Below are 20,217 nucleotides of genomic sequence, written 5' to 3'. Positions count from 1 at the left end.
TGCGATGGACCGCTCAAAGCTCTACCGCCGTTTTCGCACCCTCCTGATCGCCAACCGCGGCGAGATCGCCTGCCGCGTGATCCGCACCGCGCGCGCCATGGGCCTGCGCACGGTCGCGGTCTATTCCGAGGCGGATCGCGACGCAATGCATGTCGCGCTCGCCGACGAGGCCGTGCTGCTTGGGCCTGCGCGTGCCCGCGACAGCTATCTCAATCCCGAACGGCTGATCGAGGCCGCGCGCAAGACCGGCGCGGAGGCGATCCATCCCGGCTATGGCTTCCTGTCGGAGAATGCCGAATTCGCCCAGGCGTGTTTCGACGCCGGCCTGGTCTTCGTCGGCCCGACAGCGGCAATGATGACTGCCATGGGCTCGAAGTCCGGCTCCAAGGCGCTGATGGAGAAGGCCGGCGTCCCGCTGGTGCCCGGCTATCACGGCGAGGCGCAGGACGATGCGACGTTGGCGAAGGCGGCCGAGAAGGTCGGTTTCCCGATTCTGGTGAAGGCGTCCGCCGGCGGCGGCGGCCGTGGTATGCGCATCGTTCGCTCCGCGGATGAACTTGCGCCTGCGATCGTCAGCGCGAAGCGCGAGGCCAAGGCCGCGTTCGGCGACGACCGCATGCTGATCGAAAAATATGTCGATAACCCCCGGCATATCGAGGTGCAGGTGATCGGCGACAGCCACGGCAATCTGCTCTCGCTGTTCGAACGCGAATGCACCCTGCAGCGCCGCCACCAGAAGGTGATCGAGGAGGCGCCGTCGCCGACGCTCAATCCCGCCCAGCGCGAGACGGTCTGTGCCGCCGCGCGAAAGGCCGCGGGCGCCGTCAACTATGTCGGCGCCGGCACCATCGAGTTCGTGTCCGACGGCGAGGACGTGTTCTTCATCGAGATGAACACTCGTCTCCAGGTCGAGCATCCCGTGACCGAGCTGATCACGGGGATCGACTTGGTCGAGTGGCAGTTGCGCGTCGCTTTCGGCGAGGCGTTGCCGCTGAAGCAAGACGAGATCAAGCTTCACGGCCACGCCGTGGAGGCGCGGGTCTACGCGGAGAACCCGACCAAGAACTTCATGCCGTCGGTGGGCAAGATATCAACCTGGCGTCTGCCCGCTGAAACGGGGGGGCTGCGCATCGACTCCGGCTATCGGGAAGGCGATACGGTTTCGCCGTACTACGATGCGATGCTGGCAAAAATGATCGCCTGGGCGCCGACGCGGGATGTCGCGATCGAGCGGCTGAACCGCGGGCTGGAAGAGTCCGACGTCCGCGGCATCGTGACCAACATCCCGTTCCTGTCGGCGCTGATGACGCATCCGAAGGTGAGGGCGAACGCGATCGACACCGGCTTCATCGAGCGCGAACTGACGGTTCTGACGCAGGCCCCGGCGGCGCCGGGCGAGCTCGAGCTCTGCGCCGCGGTGGCCGCTGTGATCAACCACGAGCGGCAGGCTGCACAGGCGGACGCGAATTCGCCCTGGCAGACCTTTGGCTGGATGCCGGTCGGCCGCCGCCAGCGCAATTTTGCGTTTCGCGCGGGTCATGGTGTTGGTCATGGGTCCGAGCAGAAGATCACGCTGAACTATGGCAGCGGACCAGCGACGCTGGTGATCGGCGAACGCGAGCTGGCATTTGCGATCGCGCCCCGGGACGGCGGCTTCGACGTGACGCTTGACGGCGTCAAATCGTTCGTCGCGGCCGTGATCGACGGCCATGAGCTGTATTTGCGCACGCGCAACGGGCGATTCGACCTGCATTGGGTCGATCCGTTCGGCGGCGAGATGGAGGAGCAGGCCGGCGCGGACAAGATCGCAGCGCCCTTGCCGGGCACCGTCGTCGCCGTGCTGGCGGAGGAGGGCGCCAAGCTCGAGAAGGGCGCGCCGATCCTCACCCTGGAAGTGATGAAGATGGAGCAGACGCTGCGTGCGCCCTATGCCGGCGTGCTGAAATCCATCAAATGCAAGGTCGGCGACATCGTCCAGGAGGGCGTCGAGCTCGCCGTGGTCGAGCCTTCCGGAGAATGAGATGAGCGATAAGGTCCGCATCATCGAAATGGGGCCGCGTGACGGCCTCCAGAACGAGAAAACGGCGGTCAGTGTCGAGGCCCGGATCGCCTTCATCGAGGCGCTGGTCGCGGCCGGCCTCAATACAGTCGAGGTCGGCGCCGTCGTCTCGCCCAAGGCGATCCCGCAGATGGCGAGCTCGGACGCCGTGCTGCGCGGCGTTAGCCATTTGACCAGTGCCGAATTCCACGTGCTAGTGCCGAACGAGAAGGGCTATGACGCCGCGTGCGCGGCCGGCGCAAAGATCGTCTCGGTGTTCGCCGCGGCCTCCGAGGGCTTTTCGCGGGCCAACATCAATTGCACGGTCGCGGAGTCCATCGAACGGTTTAAGCCGGTGCTGGCGCGCGCCAGGGACGATGGTGTCAAGGTCCGCGGCTATATCTCCTGCGTGCTGGGCTGTCCGTTCGACGGTGAGATCCAGCCGAAAGCGGTCGCCGATCTCGCCACCACGCTGTGGGAGCTCGGCTGCTACGAGATCTCGCTCGGCGACACGATCGGTGTCGGTACGCCTGCCAAAGCCAAAGAGATGCTGCGGGCGGTCAGCGCCAACATCCCTCCCGCCAATCTCGCGATGCATTTTCACGACACCTACGGCCAGGCGCTCGCCAATCTCTATGCGGGGCTGGAGGAAGGCGTCCGCGTCATCGACGCCGCCGCCGGCGGCCTCGGCGGCTGCCCCTACGCGCCGGGCGCGACCGGCAACGTCGCGACCGAGGACGTCGTCTATATGCTCGGTGGCATGGGGATTAGGACGGGTGTCGATATGGACCGGTTGCTGGCGGCAACCAACGAGATGAGCGGCGTGCTGGGCAAGCCGCCGGTGAGCCGCGTGGCCTCCGCACTGAACGCGAAGAGGAAGCGCGCCAGCTCCTAGTTCTCCGTTATTGCGAGCGCAGCGAAGCAATGATGGTGGACGCAGCTACCTGCTCCCGTCCGGCCCCATCACCAGGTCCGGCAGTGCGGTCGAGATGCCCGGCACGAAGCAGAGCAGCAGCACCGCGAGCATCATCAAAAGCACGAACGGCAGCGTGCCCCAGATCACCTCGCGCAGGGGAATATCCGGCGCGACGTTGCGGATGACGAAGATGTTGAGGCCGACGGGTGGATGGATCAGTCCCATCTCCATCACGATGGTCATGACGACGCCGAACCAGATGATGTCGAAATTGGCGGCGCGGAGCGGCGGCAGGATGATTGGCGCGGTCATGAGAATAATCGAGACCGGCGGCAGGAAGAAACCGAGCACGACGACCATGACGAGGATCGCGAACAAGAGGCCCCAGCGGGGCAAATGCATCGCGACGACGGATTCGGCGGCCGATTGCGAGATGTGCAGATAGCTCATCACGTAGGAATAGAGCAGCGACATGCCGATGATCATCATCAGCATGGTCGATTCCCGGATCGTCGATTTCAGGATCGGGGCAAGGTCGCTCGGCCGCCACACGCTGTAGATCGCCGCGATCAATGCCAGCGCCAAGAGGCCGCCGAGGCCGGCAGTCTCTGATGGCGTGGCGTAACCGCCATAGAGGGCGATCATGACGCCGGTGAGCAGCAGCACGAACGGGATCACGCGCGGCAGTACGCTGAAGCGTTCCGCGAGCGTGTACTCGTCGCGGGCGAGGATCGCAGCTTCCGGGCCGCCGTTCTTGTAGATCGCTTCGGCCGCGGCGTATTCCTGGCGGAAGCGAATCACGGCGTAAACGCCGAACAGCGAGACCAGCAGCAGGCCGGGCCCGATACCGGCGAGGAACAGCCGTCCTAGCGATTTTTCGGCGGCGACCGCAAACAGGATCATGGTGATCGACGGCGGCAACAGAATGCCGAGCGTGCCGCCGGCGGCGATGATCCCCGCGGCAAAGCCGCCGGAATAGCCGCGCTTGCGCATCTCGGGGATGCCGGCCGAGCCGATTGCCGAGCAGGTCGCGGGCGAGGAGCCCGCCATCGCCGCAAACAGCGCGCAGGCGAACACATTGGCGACGCCGAGCCCGCCGGGGACGCGGTGCAGCCAAGCGTGCAGGGCCGAGTAGAGATCCTGGCCGGCGCGCGACTTGCCGATCGCGGCGCCCTTCAGGATGAAGAGCGGGATCGACAGCAGCGTGATCGAGGCCATTTCCTCGTAGACATTCTGCGTCACCGTGTCGAGAGAGGCGGCGGGCATGTAGATGCCCATGAACACGACTGCGACCGCGCCGAGCGCGAACGCGATCGGCATGCCCGAAAACATCACGACAAGCGTCGCGATCCCGTAGGCGAGGCCGATACCGAAAACGCTCATGAACGCCTGGCTCCAGCGAAAGGCAGCGCAAGCTGCACGAGGATCTGGACGCAGAGCAGACTCATGCCGAACGCCATTAGCGAATAGGGGATGGCCAGCGGCGGCGACCACATCGAGTTCGAGACCTGGCCATCGACATAGGCTTCATGCGCCAGTGTCCAGGACTTCCAGGCGAAGAAAGCGCAGAACAGAAGCGTCACGGCATCGACCAGCCAGAGCCTGATCCGGTTCGCCAGTGGTGAGAGCAGGCCGACGAAGGCCTCGATGCCGATGTGACCGCGGTTCTGCTGCACGTAGGCGGCCGTCATGAAGGTCGCGCCGACCAGCAGGAACACCGCGGCCTCGTCCTGCCAGTAATTGGCAGCCTTGAACAAGGCGCGGCTGAGCACGCTGTAGCTCAGGATGGCGCAGGCGGCGATCAGCGCAATCGCGGCGAACACGACGATGATGTTGTTGAGGATGGCGAGACCGCGATCGATCGCTGCCGCAAGGCCGGTCCTTGCGGCAGCGTTTACCTGGCCGTCACGATCCGGAAGCGGACCGTGGCTCATGCGGCGACGTCGGTCGCGAGCTTGAGCAGGTTGGCAGATGTCGCGGTCTTGGCGCCGTAGTCCTTCCATGCGGTGTCGCGGGCGATGTCACGCCACTTGCCGACGGTCGCGGCATCGAGCGCCGAGACCTTGGCGCCGGCCTTCTCGTAGACCTTGGCGACCTCGACATCGTCGTCCTGCGCGCCCTTGCGGCCGAAGGCTTCGAGCTCGGTGCCGACCGCGAGCAGGACGTCCTGCTGGTTCTTCGGCAGCTTGTCGAAGATCGCCTTCGACATCATCAGCGGCTCGAGCATGAACCAATAGGACGCGCCTGCGCCCGAGGTCAGCGATTTCGCGACCTCCTCAAGCCGGAACGAGATCAGGCTGGTCGAGGAGGTGATGCCGGCATCACACGCCCCCGTCTGCATCGCTGCGTAGATTTCGTTCGAGGGCACCGACAGCACGGATGCGCCGGCAGTCTGCAGCACCATGTCCATCTCGCGCGAGCCGCCGCGCACCTTGAGACCCTTGGCATCTTCGGGGGCCACGATCGGCTTGGAGCGGCTGGCGACGCCGCCGGCCTGCCACACCCAGCTGAGCAGGATGATGCCCTTGTCGGCGAGGAAGTCGGTCAAGGCCTTGCCGACCGGCTCCTTCTTCCAGCGCATGCCCTGGTCGTAGGTGGTGACGAGGCCCGGCATCAGGCCGATATTGGTTTCCGGCAATTCGCCGCCGGCATAGGGCATCGGATAGAGGCTGATGTCGAGCGCGCCCTTGCGCATCGCGGAGAACTGCGCGTTGGTCTTGATCAGCGAGGAGTTCGGATAGATCTCGGCGGCGATGTCGCCGTTGCTGCGCTTGCTGACTTCGGCGGCGAACACGCGACAGAGCCGGTCGCGGAAATCGCCCTTGTCGACGGTGCCGCCCGGGAATTGATGCGAGATCTTCAGCGTGGTCGCGGCATGCGCGGTGCCGGTGCTGAAACGGAGAATGGCGGGTGCGGCGACGGCGGTCGCGATCAGGTGGCGGCGCGTGAACATGGCGTGATTCCCTTGGACGGTTCTTGGAAGGTTCTTGTTTGCTTTGCCGTGATTTTGGGCCGGTCTTGGAGACCGCGCTGAGGCCCATCCTAGCCGGTCTTTCAGACAATGTTCTCTAGTCTGATAGTTCGAGACCGAATGCCGCGGCAAGCGTCGGTGATGCTGCATTGCACACTCCCGATCTCCTACATCCGCAGAACCAAGGATGGCGGCGGGCTCGCGGAAATTTATCAGCGGCCGCGTAACAACGCCCCGTGGCAATCCGTCGAGATCAGATAGCGACGTCCGTCGCTGACCAACATCCATCTCGAAGGGAAGACCAGTCATGACCATTCGTACCCGCATCGCGCTCGGCGTTTCGGCGGCCGTTCTCTCGCTCGGCCTCGCGCTGTCGCCGGCCGCCTTTGCCCAGGACAAGGTGGGCAAGGATGACGGCATGATGAAAAAGGACACGATGTCCAAGGACGGCATGAAGAAGGACACCATGTCCAAGGACGACGGCATGAAGAAGGACACGATGTCGAAGGACGGGATGAAGAAAGACGACGGGATGATGAAGAAGCACTGATCTTCCAACGTCGAGAGGCGCTTGCGACAGGCTGACGCGCGCCAAAAATCCGGGGGCGGTCACGTAGACCGCCCCCAGAGCATTTGTTTCAGTCCAAATTCAATTGAACGTGACTTGCGCGCGTTAGACTTGCAAACGTTACTTGCGCTTCGCCTTGCGGGCGGCGTAGCGGGCGTCCCGCTTGGCTTTTTGCTCGGCCTCGGCTTCGGCCGCCTTCGCGACGGCTTCTTCGGCCTCGCGGGCGATCCGCGCGGCCTCGAGCGCGGCAGCTTCTTCTTGAAGGCGCTTCTGCTCGGCCTTTTCCGTGTCGCGCGCAGCCTTTGCTTCGGCGCGCTTGGCCGCAAGGGCCTCGCGCTCCGCACGCTTCGCCACAACCGCGGGATCATCCGGCCCCGGCTGCGACTTGAATTTGTTCAAAAGGTTCTTGCGTGCTTCCTGTGCCGCCTTTTGCCGGTCGGAGAAGCCTGGTTCCCTAAATCCACTCATCGGCGAACCTTGTCATCCTCGCTTTCGATCCTACATCACTGCCTGTTGGTACGTCGGCTGGGCATAGCGGGCGCCGCGCGACGCAGATGCGTGTACATCGGCGCGCGCCGTGATGCCACCTATAATCGCAGCCGATCAGGTAGACGAAAATCGCCGCCCCCGACGATCTCTCGTAGCCCCGAAAAACTGCCGAATTGTGATGTCCCTCATAAGGGGGCACCAGGGCGGTGCCTAGCGTCCGCCCGGGTATGAGACGCGGAGCACGGGTATGACGATCTCACGACTGAGCCTGAAGGCGCTCGCAATCGCCGTTGTGGTGGCAGCCTTGGCCACTGCCGCGCTGCTGCTCGCCCGTCCGCAACCAATCGAAAGTGCCGTCCTGGGCACGGATTGGGAATGCACCCAGACCGCGTTTGTGCTTACGACCTGCGCTCCGCGCGTCCAGCAGGCGATCCCGGCGGCCGAAACCTCCCGCAAGGAAGCGATCCGGCCGACCCGAGGCTAACCGGGAGAAGCTGGACGGGATGTGACGCCACGCCGCAGAGGTGATAAAGCCCGCTCGCCCCCGTGATCGGTCAGCCATGTCCAAGCCCGAAGCCAGTTCCGAAGCCAGCTCCGAAGCTAAGCCCGAACCGGGCGCGAAGCCGAAATCCACTCCAAAACCTCAATCCGGTGACAACCGCCGCGGCGCCATCGCTGGCTTGATCATCGCGATCCTGATCCTCGGCGTCGGCTGGTGGCTCGCCCGCGATCTCACCTCCGCGAGCAAGATGCAGGACTGCCTGATGTCCGGGCGAAGCAACTGCAATGTGATCGAGCCGGCCCACTAGAGGCATGCCAGAGCGACCCGCGCGGACGAAAAAATGTCGTGATCTTAATCATTTGTAACGGGACTTAGCCGACCAAAGCAGGTCAGTCATGTCAGCCGGCATCAGCTCAGCGCGAGCCGAATCGTCTATCGCGCCAGGCATCACGGCGGTTGACGGCAATCGAAAGAGTAGGGGGCAAGCACGCATGAGTGTGTCCAGTCGCATCAAGATCATCATTCCCTTGGTTTCGGCGATGTCATTGCTCGCCGTCCCGGCGCAGGCTCAGGACGCCAGACCGCCGAGAGACGCCGCCCAGCCATCGGCCGGGCCAGGCGCCGGCGCGCCGCCGCAGAACATGCGAAAGGGGCCGCCGCCGCAGCAGGCTGCCCGGCCGGCGCCACAGGCCGGCGTCCAGCCCTACGCCGGCGGTCTTGGTCATGCTGGTCCGGGTCCAAATCCTGCTCTCGCGAGTCCAGGTCCTGGCCCTCGCAATGCCGGCGGTCCGCCGCCCGGACGCAATTACGCCAGGGGTCCCGCACCGGCGCGCGACTGGGGCGGACACACCTATCGCGGCCATCTCGCCTGGGATGGCGGACGCTGGCGCCACGAAGTCCACAACGGCCGCTCTGGCTGGTGGTGGGATGTGGGCGGCGCGCGGTATTATTATCCGCAGCGGATGGACGGGCCTCCGGCCTATATCTCGGAGGATTATTACGACGACGTCCCCGTGGCCTATGCTCCGCCCGTCGCCTACGAACCGCCGCCGCCGCCGCCACCAGCCGATCCCGGCGCGAGCGCGCTTGGCGGCGCTATCGTCGGCGGCGTGCTGGGCGGCCTGATCTCGGGCAACGCCTCGGGTGCGGCCGCAGGCGCTGTGATCGGCGGTGCCACCGGCGCGATCGCCGGCGCGACGGCTGCTTCGCGCCCCGGCTACTATCTGGCCCAAGGCAACTGCTACTACCGCTATCCGAGCGGCCAGTACGTGCAGGCTGATCCACGGGCTTGTTACTGAGCACGCCAGGCGAGGGCTGAAGCGAAGAGGCGGCGAAAAGCCGCCTCTTTTCGTTTTGGCGCTGGCCCTCAGCTGGCCGGGAATTGATTCAAGGGGATCGCCCCGCGCGTCAGGACACTAGCCAGCTGAAGAACGCGATGGCGGCCCAGACCAGGCCTGCGATCCAGGCCAGCATCACGATGCCGATGGTCGCAAGATAAGCGATGCCGAGCGGGTCGGATCTTTCGCCTCGCGTCGGGACGGGAATTTCGGCTGCGGCTTCTTGCGTCATGACGGGAATATCTCCCAAGCCTTCTCGCTCTCTGGGAGCGCTGAGGACTGTTTAGCGGAGGCGCCGTGCGCCGGCTGTGACGCACTTCACAGATCGGTACGCATCAAGCCCCCAATCGGGGCGGGTCGTTCGACAGATGCGTGAATTGGATTGCGTCGCAAATCCGCGAGGACGGCATTACCCCGCAATCATACGGACGAAATTGCCACGCGCTTGTCCAGATCGTCCGGCTAGAATTGGCTTCATGTGTACCAAGTACGATCCACAGCATGAAGCCGAGACGGCGATGAAGCGCGCCGTGGCGGCCGAAGGTCCTGACCGGCAACGTCTCATCGAGCTGGCCCTGGCCTGGCATCAACTCGCCCGCGACCGGCGCGAAGAGCGGACGGACTGAGCTCTCTCTGTTACGAGAGAACTGGTATTCACAGAAAAACCCCGTGCTCGGGGGGACAAGCACGGGGTTCTCGAGAGCCGATCGGGGCTGGCAAATCGGCACCACTGGATTTCGAACGCGCCGATCGCAAGTTCGTTCCGCGCCCCCTTCAATTTTTTCGCGCGAGAACGCCGCCATCGGCGCCTATGCTCGTGACACTCGACGCCTGACGCGAGCCGCCGAAACGCTCCGTTAAGACTCGTTCGGACGACGATTTTCCGATCGCGATTCGTTTCGGGGAACGAAGCGGAGCAGGACCGTGAACAAACAAAAAGTCCCCGACGGGCTGCACTGTGTCAGGCAGCTTCCGACTTCGGCACCGCCTCGGCATTGACCGAAAGCTTGACGACATCGCCTTCGACGGCACCGACATATTTCGTGTCGATGTAATGATGATGGTCCTTGTGACCTTCCGGGTTGTCCTTCCGCGTCAGCTTGATACGGTTGCCCTCGACGCGGTCGACGGTGCCGACATGTGCGCCGTCCTTGCCGACGATCTTCATGTGCTCTCTGATCTCGCTCATGATGTTCTCCTTGTGCCGTGTCAACGGCGAGGACCGGTCTTCGTTGCAAGGATAGGCGGGCCCGGCTGTTGGAGCCAATGCGCTCGCCGAACGTTGAATGGCAGTCGCAATTGCCAAGATCCGCATCAAGACGCTTATCAAGATCCGCATGGAGACCTCCGAGGCCTATCTCGATCGAAAGCACAGGGAAATCGGGCTGCTGAACGATTGCCTGAGGAGCCCGCTGCATTTGGCTCGGCCGCAATCGGTCGACGAGGTTGTGGTCTCCAAGTTTCAGCTCGCCGCCGCACTACGCGCGGAACATGCGCTGCAGGACTGGAGAGCGACGGAGACGGCCTGGTCGCATGCGGCGTCTCCCAGCAGCGGTCCGTTCGTGTTCAGCTACGACTATCAGCGCGCGGACCTCAAGGTGAGTGGTCCCTCGTTCTATGAACTCGAGCGGGGCTGCAGGGGCGAGGCGATCTATACCGCCTCCGGCATGGCCGCGATCTCCGCGCTGCTGCTCGCGTCCGCACGGATCATCGGCAAAGCAGACGTCGTGGTGCTGCCGGGCACTTACGGCGAGACACTGGAGCTGATCGAGAGCCTCGTTCCCCATTTGCGGCTTGTCACCGCCAGCCTCCCGCTGGGCGAAGCGTTCGCTGCGGCAGCCTTGCCACGCTTTCTCCTGCTCGATTCATGCGCCCCTGCCGGGGCGTTCGAAGCGGCTCTGCGTTGCGACGGTTCGGGGCTCGATCTCTTGATTTTCGACACGACATGTTTCGCTGGCAGATCGGGGCGCATCCGGCGCGTCCTGAGATGGGCCGCGCGATGGGACATTGCAGTCGTGTTGGTGCGAAGCCATAACAAGCTGGATTCGCTCGGGGTGGAATACGGCCGGCTCGGCTCTGCCGTGTTCGTGCATTGGAGCCGGAAGGACCTCAAGGCGGGCCAGCTGCTGTCCGAAAGCCTGGCGGCGGAAACCCGCAATGCCGTCCGGCTTCTCGGTGGCGCGGCGTTGCCGGCGCACTTCCCGCCATTCGTGGGCTCTGTGGCCTATTGGGCCCTGACGAAAAGGCGCGTCGCTGCGATTCTGCGCAACGGTCGCCACGCGGCGCGATATTTCGCCGCCGAGCTCGCTTCGCTCTCGGCCGAGCTGCATTTCACCCACGGCCTCTATGTCACGCTTCGCGGCAGGCGCGCCCTCGATGAGGCGACCGCGCGGCAGGCCGCCGAGGACATGAGCCGCGACCTGAGCGGCAAAGGCTTCCCCATTCGCCACGCCGGCAGTTTTGGTTTCGATTTCGCGGCGACCGAGTGGTTTCACGACGCGACGACGGATCGGTACAGCGTCCGGGTGGCGGTGCCGGATTTGCCGACTGAGTTGTGGAAGGATCTAGCAGCGGCGATTGCCGGGTGGTGGGCGCGACATCAAGGCGACACTGAAGGGTGAGTGCGGTGCAAGGCCATGACAGAGCGACCGAAAGCGTTTCCTTACAGGGAATGCACGTGGCATGTTTCAGACGAACAGTCCCGGCAATGGCTTGCGGTGCTTGAAAAGACGGGTGCAGCCAACGTCCGAGCGCGCCTTGCCCAGACCGACGCGGCATCCGCAGGAGCGATCGCGATCGGAACCGCGCCCGTCATGACGATCGGGTTCGCCCAGGAATGGCTGAACTGGAAAGATAATCAAAAATCCGAGGCGGATATCGAACGGCACGAGCGGCAGATCTGGTGGACTCGGACCGCGGCAATCGCCGCATCGGTCGCCGCCTTGAGCGCACTGTTCGGCTGGATTTGGACGATCTTCATCCGGGGGAATAACGGCCTATAACAAACATGATTGTTACGTTGCGCATACATCCGCCAGACGAGAGGGGCGACAAACTGCGCTGTTTCAATCGATCGCCAGGCATTCTTCCACGGCCGGCTTCTGGTGGCCGCGACGCGCCCACGCTTGAACGGCGAAGGCGAGTTGGTGCTGACTCGCTGCCGCGTCCGCGATGGTGGCCCGGGCCGTCGCGATCGGCTTTGTGACCACACCGGAGTTCACGACTCCCGCGTCAACTGCCAAAAACGATATTGCTACAACCGCCACCGCCGACGCGATCGCCATTCTCGTCAAGTCGGATAGTGGCATCGAAGTCCTTATCGGGCGCACGTCGCCCGGCGAATAGATAGGGCTCGTTTGCCCGGATCAAAGGCCGGAGCGAGGCGGCCCACGCGTTCGTGAAGGACGGATTCTGCAGGTGCGCGCCGTAGATCGGGCTCACGATGAACGGATGAGACCGAAATTGGCGATCCCGGCAGGAATCGAACCTGCAACCCTCAGAGTAGAAATCTGATGCTCTATCCAGTTGAGCTACGGGACCGTCTTGAGCCGCCCTGGTTGGGGGCCGCTGTTCATCTACCATGCCATTATGAAAAATATCGTCTTTCGCCAAGCCTGAACCGAACCGTTTTCGTCGAAGCCGCGACAAAGCGGAACGGTGGGGTGTCAGGGTGCCGGGTTGAGCGGCAGCAGACTGGACGATGGATCACATCGCCGGGAATGCTGATCAGCTTCCGGGACACGGCCGCCGGACGACTGGTCGGATATTGCTGCGCCATCAGGACGGCGTGCGCGGCGGTAGCTTGATCGGTCTCCTCTGGGCGTGCCTTGTCATGGCGAATGCGACGGTTTGCACCTTTGGTTCCATCGCCTTGAGTCCGTCACCTTTCCGCGCATTTCATGCGACAAGCGGCGTTCGTCCGCGATTTCCGGGAGTCCATCCATGATCGGTCTTGTTCGCGCCGTCACACTCTGCGCCACGCTGGCGTTCGGCCTTAGCGTCGCGCAGGCCGCCGACAAAGCCTTCAAGCGGGACGACCTATCCGATTCCGCGATCAAGCTGGAGGCGCAGATCAAGGGCGAGGCGGGGCCGGTCGCCAAGACCGGCGCGAGCTTGCGCACCGACGCCGATGCTGCCTTCCGGCGCAACGACTATCGCACCGGCCTGTCGGTGCTCGGCCAGATCGCGGCGACCACGCCGGAGGACGCCGGCAACTGGTTGCGGCTGGCAAAGGTCATCTTCCAGATATCGCCGAAGAGCTCGAGCGAGCAGACGTTCCTGCTGGAGCGCGCCTCGACCGCCGCCTACATCGCCTACCAGCGCGCCGGGAATGCGGGCGAGGAGGCCGACGCGCTCGCGGTGCTCGGCAAGTCTCTTTCCGAACGCAAGCTGTGGCGGCCGGCGCTGGATGCTCTGCGGCTGTCGCTCGACATGCGCGAGGTCGCCGACGTCCGCGGCCAATATGAGAAGATGCGCGACGAGCACGGTTTTCGGCTGCTCGACTACACCGTGGACTCGGACTCCGCCAGTCCGCGCGCCTGCTTCCAGTTCTCGGAGGAGTTGGCAAAACGCACCGATTTCGCGCCGTACCTCGCGCTGGCCGGCCAGGACAAGCCGGCCCTGTCGGCCGAGGCCAAGCAGCTCTGCGTCGACGGGCTGAAGCATGGCGAGCGCTACAACATCAATTTGCACGCCGGCCTGCCGTCCAGCGTGAAGGAAGGCCTTCCGAAATCGGCCGAGTTCAACGTCTATGTGCGCGACCGCAAGCCCTTCGTGCGCTTCACCAGCCGCGCCTATGTGCTGCCGAGGACGGGCCAGCGCGGCATTCCCGTCGTCAGCGTCAACACGCCAGCCGTCAACATCAACGTGTTCCGGATCGGCGACCGCAATTTGATCAACACGGTGGTCGACAGCGATTTCCAGAAGACCCTGTCGAAATACCAGCTCAGCGATCTCGGCGGCGAGCGCGGCGTGAAAGTCTGGACCGGCGAGGTTGCCACCGCGATGACGCTCAACCAGGACGTCACCACGGCATTCCCGGTCGACCAGGCGCTTGGTGAACTCCAGCCCGGCGTCTATGTGATGACGGCCGCGGCCAAGGGGCCGGGCTCGGACGACGACTATCAGCTCGCCACCCAATGGTTCATCGTCTCCGATTTCGGCGTCACGGCCTATTCCGGCAATGACGGCATCCATGTCTTCGTGAATTCGCTGGCCTCGACCGATCCGGTCGGCAAAGCCGAGGTGCGGCTGGTCGCGCGCAACAACGAGATCCTGGCCACCCGCAAGACCGATGAGAGCGGCCATGTGCTGTTCGAGGCGGGGCTTGCGCGTGGCGATGGCGGCCTGTCGCCGGCGATGCTCACCGTGACCGGCGAGAAGGCCGACTATGCCTTCCTCAGCCTCAAGTCCTCCGCCTTCGACCTGTCGGACCGCGGCGTTTCGGGCAGGGCCGTGCCTGCGGGCGCCGACGCTTTCGTCTATGCCGAGCGCGGCGTCTACCGCTCCAGCGAGACCGTCTATCTCACCGCGCTGTTGCGCGACGGGCAGGGCAACGCCGTCACCGGCGGGCCGATGACCCTGGTGATCGAGCGTCCTGATGGCGTCGAATTCCGCCGCGCCGTGCTGTCCGACCAGGGCGCGGGCGGGCGCACCTTGTCGGTGCCGCTCAACTCGGCCGTCCCGACCGGGACCTGGCGGGTGCGCGCCTTCACCGATCCGAAGGGCTCTTCGGTCGGCGAGACCACTTTCATGGTCGAGGACTACGTCCCCGATCGGATCGAATTCGACTTGTCTGCCAAGGACAAGCTGATCAAAGCTAACGCTCCAGTGGAGCTTAAGGCGGACGGTCATTTCCTCTATGGCGCGCCGGCCTCGGGGCTAGCGCTCGAAGGCGACATGCTGGTCGCGCCCGCGTCCGAGCGGCCGGGCTTCGCCGGTTACCAGTTCGGCGTCGCCGACGAGGAGACCACCTCGAACGAGCGCACGCCGCTGGAGAACCTGCCGGAAGCCGACGCCAACGGCGTTGCGACCTTCCCGGTCACGCTCGACAAGCAGCCGGCCTCGACGCGGCCGCAGGAGGCGCAGATCTTCGTCCGCATGGTCGAGGCCGGCGGCCGCGCCGTCGAGCGCAAGATCGTGCTGCCGGTCGCGCCTGCTGCCGCGATGATCGGCATCAAGCCGCTATTCGGCGACAAGAACGTCGCCGAGGGCGACAAGGCCGAGTTCGATGTTGTGTTCGTCTCGCCCGAGGGTGAGAGGCTTCGCCGCGACGGCCTGCGCTACGAGCTCCTGAAGATGGAGTCGCGCTACCAATGGTATCGCCAGAGCAATTACTGGGAGTACGAGCCGGTCAAATCGACCTCGCGCGTCTCTGACGGCGACGTGACCGTCGCTGCGGACAAGCCGTCGCGGATTTCGATGACCCCACAGCCCGGCCGCTACCGGTTGGACGTGAAGTCGAACGACGCCGACGGGCCCGTGACCTCGGTACAGTTCGACGTCGGCTGGTATTCCGACGGCAGCGCCGACACGCCGGACCTCCTGGAGACCTCGATCGACAAGCCGCAATACGCCTCGGGCGACACGATGATCGTGTCGGTCAACGTCCGCAGCGCCGGCAAGCTGACGGTCAACGTGCTCGGCGATCGCCTGCTGACGACGCAGACCATCGACGTCAAGGAAGGCACCGCCCAGGTGAAGCTCCCGGTCGGCAAGGACTGGGGCACCGGCGCCTATGTGGTGGCAACGCTGCGCCGTCCGCTCGATGCGGCCGCGCAACGCATGCCGGGCCGGGCGATCGGACTCAAATGGTTCGGCATCGACAAGCAGACCCGCACGTTGCAAGTGAAGCTGACGCCGCCGGCTCTGATCCGGCCGAATGGGTTGCTGAAGATCCCCGTCAAGCTCGACGGGCTCAATCCGGGCGAGGACGCCAAGATCGTGATCGCCGCGGTCGACGTCGGCATCCTCAACCTCACCAATTACAAGCCGCCGGCGCCGGACGACTATTATCTCGGCCAGCGCCGCCTGAGCGCGGAGATCCGCGATCTCTATGGGCAACTCATCGACGGCATGTCGGGCACGCGCGGGCAGATCAAGTCCGGCGGCGACGCCGGTGCCGCCGAGCTCCAGGGCTCGCCGCCCGCGCAAAAGCCGCTCGCGCTCTATTCGGGCATCGTCACCGTTGCCGCCGACGGCACGGCCGAAGTGAGCTTCGACGTTCCGGAGTTCGCCGGCACCGCGCGCGTGATGGCGGTGGCGTGGACCGCGACCAAGCTCGGTCGCGCCAACACGGACGTGGTGATCCGCGACCCTGTCGTGCTGACCACGACCTTGCCGCGCTTCCTGCTCAACGGCGACCACGGCACGGTCAATCTCGAGATCGACAATGTCGAGGGGCAGGCCGGCGATTACGTCATCAACGTGAAGACCGGCGGGCCGGTGAGAATGACCGGCAATCCCGCGACCACGGTCAAGCTTGCCGCCAAGCAGCGGAATTCGTTCACGCTCGCCATCGACGCGACGGCGGCGGGGCAGGCGACACTCGACGTCGACATCAAGGGGCCGAATGGCCTGGCGCTGGCGCGCCATTATGCGCTCGACGTCAAGGCGGCGACGCAAGTGCTGGCGCGGCGCTCGATCCGGACGCTGGCGAAGGGTGAGAGCCTGACGTTGACCTCGGATATGTTCGCCGATCTCGTGCCGGGCACCGGTAGCGTCTCGGTCTCGGCCAGCCTGTCCACTGCGCTCGATGCGGCGACGATCCTCAAAGCACTTGACCGCTATCCCTATGGCTGCTCGGAGCAGATCACCAGCCGCGCCATGCCGTTGCTCTATGTCAACGAGCTCGCGGCCGGTGCGCACCTGGCCATGGACACCGAGGTCGACCAGCGCATCCGCGACGCCATCGAGCGGCTGCTGGCCCGCCAGGGCTCGAACGGCTCGTTCGGGCTGTGGTCGGCAGGCGGTGACGATTCCTGGCTGGACGCGTATGTGACGGACTTCCTGACTCGCGCCCGCGAAAAGGGCTTTGTGGTGCCGGATGTGCTGTTCAAGACCGCGCTCGACCGCATCCGCAACTCGGTCGTCAACGGCAACGAGCCGGAGAAGGACGGCGGCCGCGATCTCGCCTACGGCCTCTATGTGCTGGCGCGCAACGGCGCGGCGCCGATCGGCGACCTCCGCTATCTCGCCGACACCAAGCTGAGCAACCTCGCCACTCCCATCGCGAAATCGCAGCTCGCCGCGGCGCTCGCGCTGGTCGGTGACCGCAACCGCGCGGAGCGGGTCTATGGCGCAGCCCTCGACAGTCTCGCCCCAAAGCCGGTGCTGGAGTTCGGCCGCACCGACTACGGCTCGCAGCTCCGCGATGCCGCAGCGCTGGTGTCGCTTGCCAGTGAAGGCAACGCGCCGAAGGCAACGCTGACGCAGGCGGTGTCGCGGGTCGAGACTGCGCGCGGGCTGACGCCCTACACCTCCACGCAGGAAAATGCGTGGCTGGTGCTGGCGGCGCGCGCGCTCGCCAAGGAGAATCTGTCGATGGAGGTGGACGGCCAGCCGGTCAAGACCGCGCTGTACCGCAGCTACAAGGCCGCCACTCTGGAAGGCAAGCCGCTGAAGATCACCAACACCGGAGACGCGCCGGTGCAGGCGGTGGTCTCGGTGTCGGGGTCGCCGGTGACGCCTGAGCCCGCGGCATCGAACGGCTTCAAGATCGAGCGCAGTTTCTTCACGCTCGACGGCAAGCCCGCCGATATCAGCAAGGTCAAGCAGAACGACCGCTTCGCCGTGGTGCTGAAGATCACCGAGGCCAAGCCCGAATACGGCCACATCATGGTGTCCGACTATCTGCCGGCCGGCCTGGAAATCGACAATCCAAAACTGGTGTCGTCGGGCGACAGCGGCACGCTGGGCTGGATCGAGGATGGCGAAGAGCCCGAAGATACCGAGTTCCGCGACGATCGCTTCACGGCTGCCGTCGATCGGGCCTCGGATTCGAAGGCGGTCTTCACGGTGGCCTACGTCGTGCGTGTGGTCTCACCGGGCAAATACGTGCTGCCGCAGGCCTATGTCGAGGACATGTACAATCCCTCGCGCTACGGCCGCACCGGCACCGGCACGGTCGAGGTGCGGGCGGCGAAGTGAGTGGTGATGGGATGAGCGACAAGGAGCCACATGCTCCGCCGTCATGCCCGGGCTTGTCCCGGGCATCCACGGACTTTGGTGCGAGAGGCAAGAACGTGGATGGCCGGGACAAGCCCGGCCATAACGGAGCAAGGGGCAGGGGCCCGCGTGTCCTCTCCGCGCTGGCATTCTCGCTCATCCTCACCATCGTCGGCGTCGTCGCGTGGGTTTACTCCCTCGGTCCGCTGCCTTTCGACGACGCCCGCCAGGTTTCCACCACCATCGTCGATCGGAATGGCAAGCTGCTGCGCGCCTATGCGATGGCGGATGGACGCTGGCGGCTACCGGTCGAGACAAAAACGAACGTCGATCCGACCTATCTGAAGCTGCTGCTCGCCTACGAGGACCAGCGCTTTTACGCACATGACGGCATCGACCCGGTGGCGCTGGGGCGCGCTGCGTTTCAGCTTGCGACGCGCGGCCACATCGTCTCGGGCGGCTCGACCATCTCGATGCAGCTCGCGCGGCTGATGGAGCCTCGGCGGCAGCGCTCGCTCCATGCAAAGCTGCGGCAGATCGTGCGTGCGATCGAGATCGAGCGCAGCTTGAGCAAGGAGCAGATCCTCGACCTCTATCTGGCGCTCGCGCCTTACGGCGGCAATCTCGAGGGCATTCGCGCTGCCTCGATCGCCTATCTCGGCAAGGAGCCGAAGCGGTTGTCGCTGGCTGAAGCCGCGTTGCTGGTCGCGCTGCCTCAATCGCCGGAGACCCGCAGGCTCGATCGCTATCCCGATGCGGCGCGCAAAGCGCGTGACCGCGTGCTCGACCGCATGGTCGAGGAGCAACAGATCAGCCTCGACGATGCGAAGCAGGCGAAAGCCGTTCCTGTGCCGAAACTGCGCAAGCCGATGCCGATCCTGGCGCCGCACGCCTCCGATGCGGCGCTTGCGACGGTCAAGGACGCGCCAGTCATCAAGCTGACGCTCGATGCCACCCTCCAGAAGGTGCTGGAGCCGCTAGCGCGCGATCGTGCCATTGCGTTGGGGCCGAACATCTCGGTCGGCATCATCGTCGTCGACAATGAGAGCGGCGACGTGCTCGCGCGCGTCGGCTCGGCCGATTATTTCGACGAGCGCCGGGCAGGGCAGGTCGACATGACCCGCGCCATCCGCTCGCCGGGCTCGACGCTGAAACCCTTCATCTACGGGCTGGCCTTCGAGGACGGTTTTGTTCATCCGGACAGTCTGATCGACGATCGGCCCGTGCGCTTCGGCTCCTACGCGCCGGAAAATTTCGACATGACGTTTCAGGGCACGGTGCCGGTGAAGAAGGCGCTGCAGCTGTCGTTAAACGTGCCCGCGATCGTGCTGCTCGACCGCGTCGGCGCGAGCCGGCTGGCCTCGCGGCTGCGTCAGGCCGGTGGCAATCTGGTTCTGCCCAAGGACGAGGCGCCGGGATTGGCCATGGGCCTTGGCGGCGTCGGCGTGACGCTGCAGGACCTCGCCCAGCTCTATGCAGGCTTCGCCCGGCTCGGCACCACCAGGCCGTTGCGCGAGATCATGAGCGACAGGGACGACCGCGAGCCGCTGCGGCTGCTCGATCAGGTCGCGGCCTGGCAGGTCGGCAACGTGCTGCTCGGTACCCCGCCGCCGGAGAACGCGGCCCACAACCGCATCGCCTTCAAGACCGGCACCTCCTATGGCTACCGCGACGCTTGGTCGATGGGCTTCGACGGGCGCATGACCATCGGCGTCTGGGTCGGCCGGCCCGATGGCGCGCCGGTTCCGGGCCTGATCGGTCGGGTTGCCGCCGCGCCGATCCTGTTCGACGCCTTCGCCCGCACCGGCAAGACGCTCCTGCCGTTGCCGAAGCCGCCGAAAGGAACTCTCGTGGCCAGCAACGCCAAGCTGCCGTTGCCCTTGAGGCGGTTCCGCCCGCTCGGGGATCTGGTGCGGACCGGGGGCGAGCAGGCCCTGCACATCCAGTTTCCGCTGAACGGCTCGCGGATCGACGTCGATCGCTCAGGTGGCGAGGGCGGCGCAGCCATGCCGGTCAAGGTCGCCGGCGGCGTTCTGCCCATGACCGTCATGGTTAACGGAACGGCGCAGGGCGAGATCGACGGACGGCGCCAGCGGCTGATCGATCCGCCCGGTCCGGGCTTTGCGCGGCTGACCGTCATCGATGCCACGGGCGCCGCGGACACAGTTGTCATTCGAATTCAGTGACCCTGCCTCAAGCGGTTGTGGCGATGGCGGTTTCAGCGTAAGCGG

General features: G+C 65.1%; 18 protein-coding genes and 1 tRNA gene. 12 read left to right on the top strand and 7 right to left on the bottom strand.

Annotated features, from left to right (window positions below; all coding sequences use genetic code 11):
• Positions 1-4 precede the first annotated feature (4 nt).
• Positions 5-2,020, top strand: coding sequence for an acetyl/propionyl/methylcrotonyl-CoA carboxylase subunit alpha (locus IVB50_RS18330; protein WP_247296817.1), 2,016 nt, complete (start codon positions 5-7; stop codon positions 2,018-2,020).
• 1 nt (position 2,021) lies between these two features.
• A complete protein-coding gene (locus IVB50_RS18325) occupies positions 2,022-2,933 on the top strand; it encodes a hydroxymethylglutaryl-CoA lyase (protein WP_247296814.1) in 912 nt (303 codons plus the stop codon).
• 45 nt (positions 2,934-2,978) lie between these two features.
• Here IVB50_RS18325 and IVB50_RS18320 read toward each other — a convergent pair whose 3' ends face one another.
• From IVB50_RS18320 to dctP, 3 genes are read right to left on the bottom strand one after another with little or no spacing between them, the layout of a single operon-like run.
• On the bottom strand, positions 2,979-4,337 hold the full coding sequence (locus IVB50_RS18320; protein ID WP_007591317.1) for a TRAP transporter large permease: 1,359 nt from the start codon (positions 4,335-4,337) through the stop codon (positions 2,979-2,981).
• A complete protein-coding gene (locus IVB50_RS18315; RefSeq protein ID WP_247296812.1) occupies positions 4,334-4,888 on the bottom strand; it encodes a TRAP transporter small permease in 555 nt (184 codons plus the stop codon). The genes IVB50_RS18320 and IVB50_RS18315 overlap by 4 nt, the downstream gene beginning before the upstream one ends.
• Positions 4,885-5,907, bottom strand: coding sequence for a TRAP transporter substrate-binding protein DctP (gene dctP / locus IVB50_RS18310; RefSeq protein WP_085349845.1), 1,023 nt, complete (start codon positions 5,905-5,907; stop codon positions 4,885-4,887). The genes IVB50_RS18315 and dctP overlap by 4 nt, the downstream gene beginning before the upstream one ends.
• 325 nt (positions 5,908-6,232) lie before the next feature.
• Here dctP and IVB50_RS18305 point away from each other — a divergent pair, with 325 nt between their 5' ends.
• Positions 6,233-6,475, top strand: coding sequence for a pentapeptide MXKDX repeat protein (locus tag IVB50_RS18305; protein ID WP_247296810.1), 243 nt, complete (start codon positions 6,233-6,235; stop codon positions 6,473-6,475).
• A gap of 138 nt (positions 6,476-6,613) precedes the next feature.
• Here the strand turns inward: IVB50_RS18305 and IVB50_RS18300 are convergent, their stop codons facing one another.
• Positions 6,614-6,961 carry a DUF6481 family protein gene (locus tag IVB50_RS18300; protein ID WP_018457771.1) on the bottom strand — a complete coding sequence of 116 codons (348 nt, stop codon included), beginning with the start codon at positions 6,959-6,961 and terminating at the stop codon, positions 6,614-6,616.
• Between the two features lie 268 nt (positions 6,962-7,229).
• On the opposite strand from IVB50_RS18300, the gene IVB50_RS18295 reads away from it, so the two are divergent.
• From IVB50_RS18295 to IVB50_RS18285, 3 genes are all read left to right on the top strand, one after another.
• The gene (locus tag IVB50_RS18295) at positions 7,230-7,466 is read left to right on the top strand and encodes a hypothetical protein (protein WP_085385256.1); all 237 of its coding nucleotides are present in this window, start codon (positions 7,230-7,232) and stop codon (positions 7,464-7,466) included.
• Positions 7,467-7,542: 76 nt separating this feature from the next.
• Positions 7,543-7,791 carry a hypothetical protein gene (locus tag IVB50_RS18290; RefSeq protein WP_247296808.1) on the top strand — a complete coding sequence of 83 codons (249 nt, stop codon included), beginning with the start codon at positions 7,543-7,545 and terminating at the stop codon, positions 7,789-7,791.
• Between the two features lie 184 nt (positions 7,792-7,975).
• Positions 7,976-8,782 (top strand): hypothetical protein, encoded by an 807-nt coding sequence (locus IVB50_RS18285; RefSeq protein ID WP_085385254.1) that lies wholly within the window; start codon positions 7,976-7,978, stop codon positions 8,780-8,782.
• 109 nt (positions 8,783-8,891) lie between these two features.
• Here the strand turns inward: IVB50_RS18285 and IVB50_RS18280 are convergent, their stop codons facing one another.
• Entirely contained in the window at positions 8,892-9,053 is a 162-nt protein-coding gene (locus IVB50_RS18280; RefSeq protein ID WP_085349841.1) for a hypothetical protein, read from the bottom strand.
• A 244-nt stretch (positions 9,054-9,297) separates the two neighbouring features.
• Between IVB50_RS18280 and IVB50_RS18275 the strand changes: the two genes are divergently transcribed.
• Entirely contained in the window at positions 9,298-9,447 is a 150-nt protein-coding gene (locus IVB50_RS18275; RefSeq protein ID WP_018457776.1) for a hypothetical protein, read from the top strand.
• Positions 9,448-9,782: 335 nt separating this feature from the next.
• On the opposite strand, the gene IVB50_RS18270 is transcribed toward IVB50_RS18275, so the two are convergent.
• Positions 9,783-10,010, bottom strand: a complete 228-nt coding sequence (locus IVB50_RS18270) for a DUF2171 domain-containing protein (protein ID WP_247296806.1) — start codon at positions 10,008-10,010, stop codon at positions 9,783-9,785.
• 148 nt (positions 10,011-10,158) lie between these two features.
• Here IVB50_RS18270 and IVB50_RS18265 point away from each other — a divergent pair, with 148 nt between their 5' ends.
• The 3 genes from IVB50_RS18265 (at position 10,159) to IVB50_RS18255 (ending at position 12,166) form a co-directional block, all read left to right on the top strand.
• Positions 10,159-11,442 (top strand): hypothetical protein, encoded by a 1,284-nt coding sequence (locus IVB50_RS18265; protein WP_085349861.1) that lies wholly within the window; start codon positions 10,159-10,161, stop codon positions 11,440-11,442.
• Positions 11,443-11,457: 15 nt separating this feature from the next.
• The gene (locus IVB50_RS18260; RefSeq protein WP_204511151.1) at positions 11,458-11,823 is read left to right on the top strand and encodes a hypothetical protein; all 366 of its coding nucleotides are present in this window, start codon (positions 11,458-11,460) and stop codon (positions 11,821-11,823) included.
• Positions 11,824-11,992: 169 nt separating this feature from the next.
• The gene (locus tag IVB50_RS18255; protein ID WP_245288489.1) at positions 11,993-12,166 is read left to right on the top strand and encodes a hypothetical protein; all 174 of its coding nucleotides are present in this window, start codon (positions 11,993-11,995) and stop codon (positions 12,164-12,166) included.
• A gap of 118 nt (positions 12,167-12,284) precedes the next feature.
• Here IVB50_RS18255 and IVB50_RS18250 read toward each other — a convergent pair.
• Positions 12,285-12,361, bottom strand: a tRNA-Arg gene (locus IVB50_RS18250).
• Positions 12,362-12,763: 402 nt separating this feature from the next.
• On the opposite strand from IVB50_RS18250, the gene IVB50_RS18245 reads away from it, so the two are divergent.
• Together IVB50_RS18245 and pbpC are read left to right on the top strand one after the other, a co-directional pair.
• Complete coding sequence (locus IVB50_RS18245; RefSeq protein WP_247296804.1) at positions 12,764-17,968, top strand: alpha-2-macroglobulin; 5,205 nt, start codon at positions 12,764-12,766, stop codon at positions 17,966-17,968.
• Between the two features lie 95 nt (positions 17,969-18,063).
• Complete coding sequence (pbpC, locus tag IVB50_RS18240; protein ID WP_247296802.1) at positions 18,064-20,172, top strand: penicillin-binding protein 1C; 2,109 nt, start codon at positions 18,064-18,066, stop codon at positions 20,170-20,172.
• Positions 20,173-20,217: the final 45 nt, after the last annotated feature.

The organism is Bradyrhizobium sp. 87 (genome assembly GCF_023073015.1).
GTDB lineage: Bacteria > Pseudomonadota > Alphaproteobacteria > Rhizobiales > Xanthobacteraceae > Bradyrhizobium > Bradyrhizobium canariense_D.
Note: the sequence above shows the minus strand (reverse complement) of the source record. Positions and strands in the feature narration are given on the sequence as shown.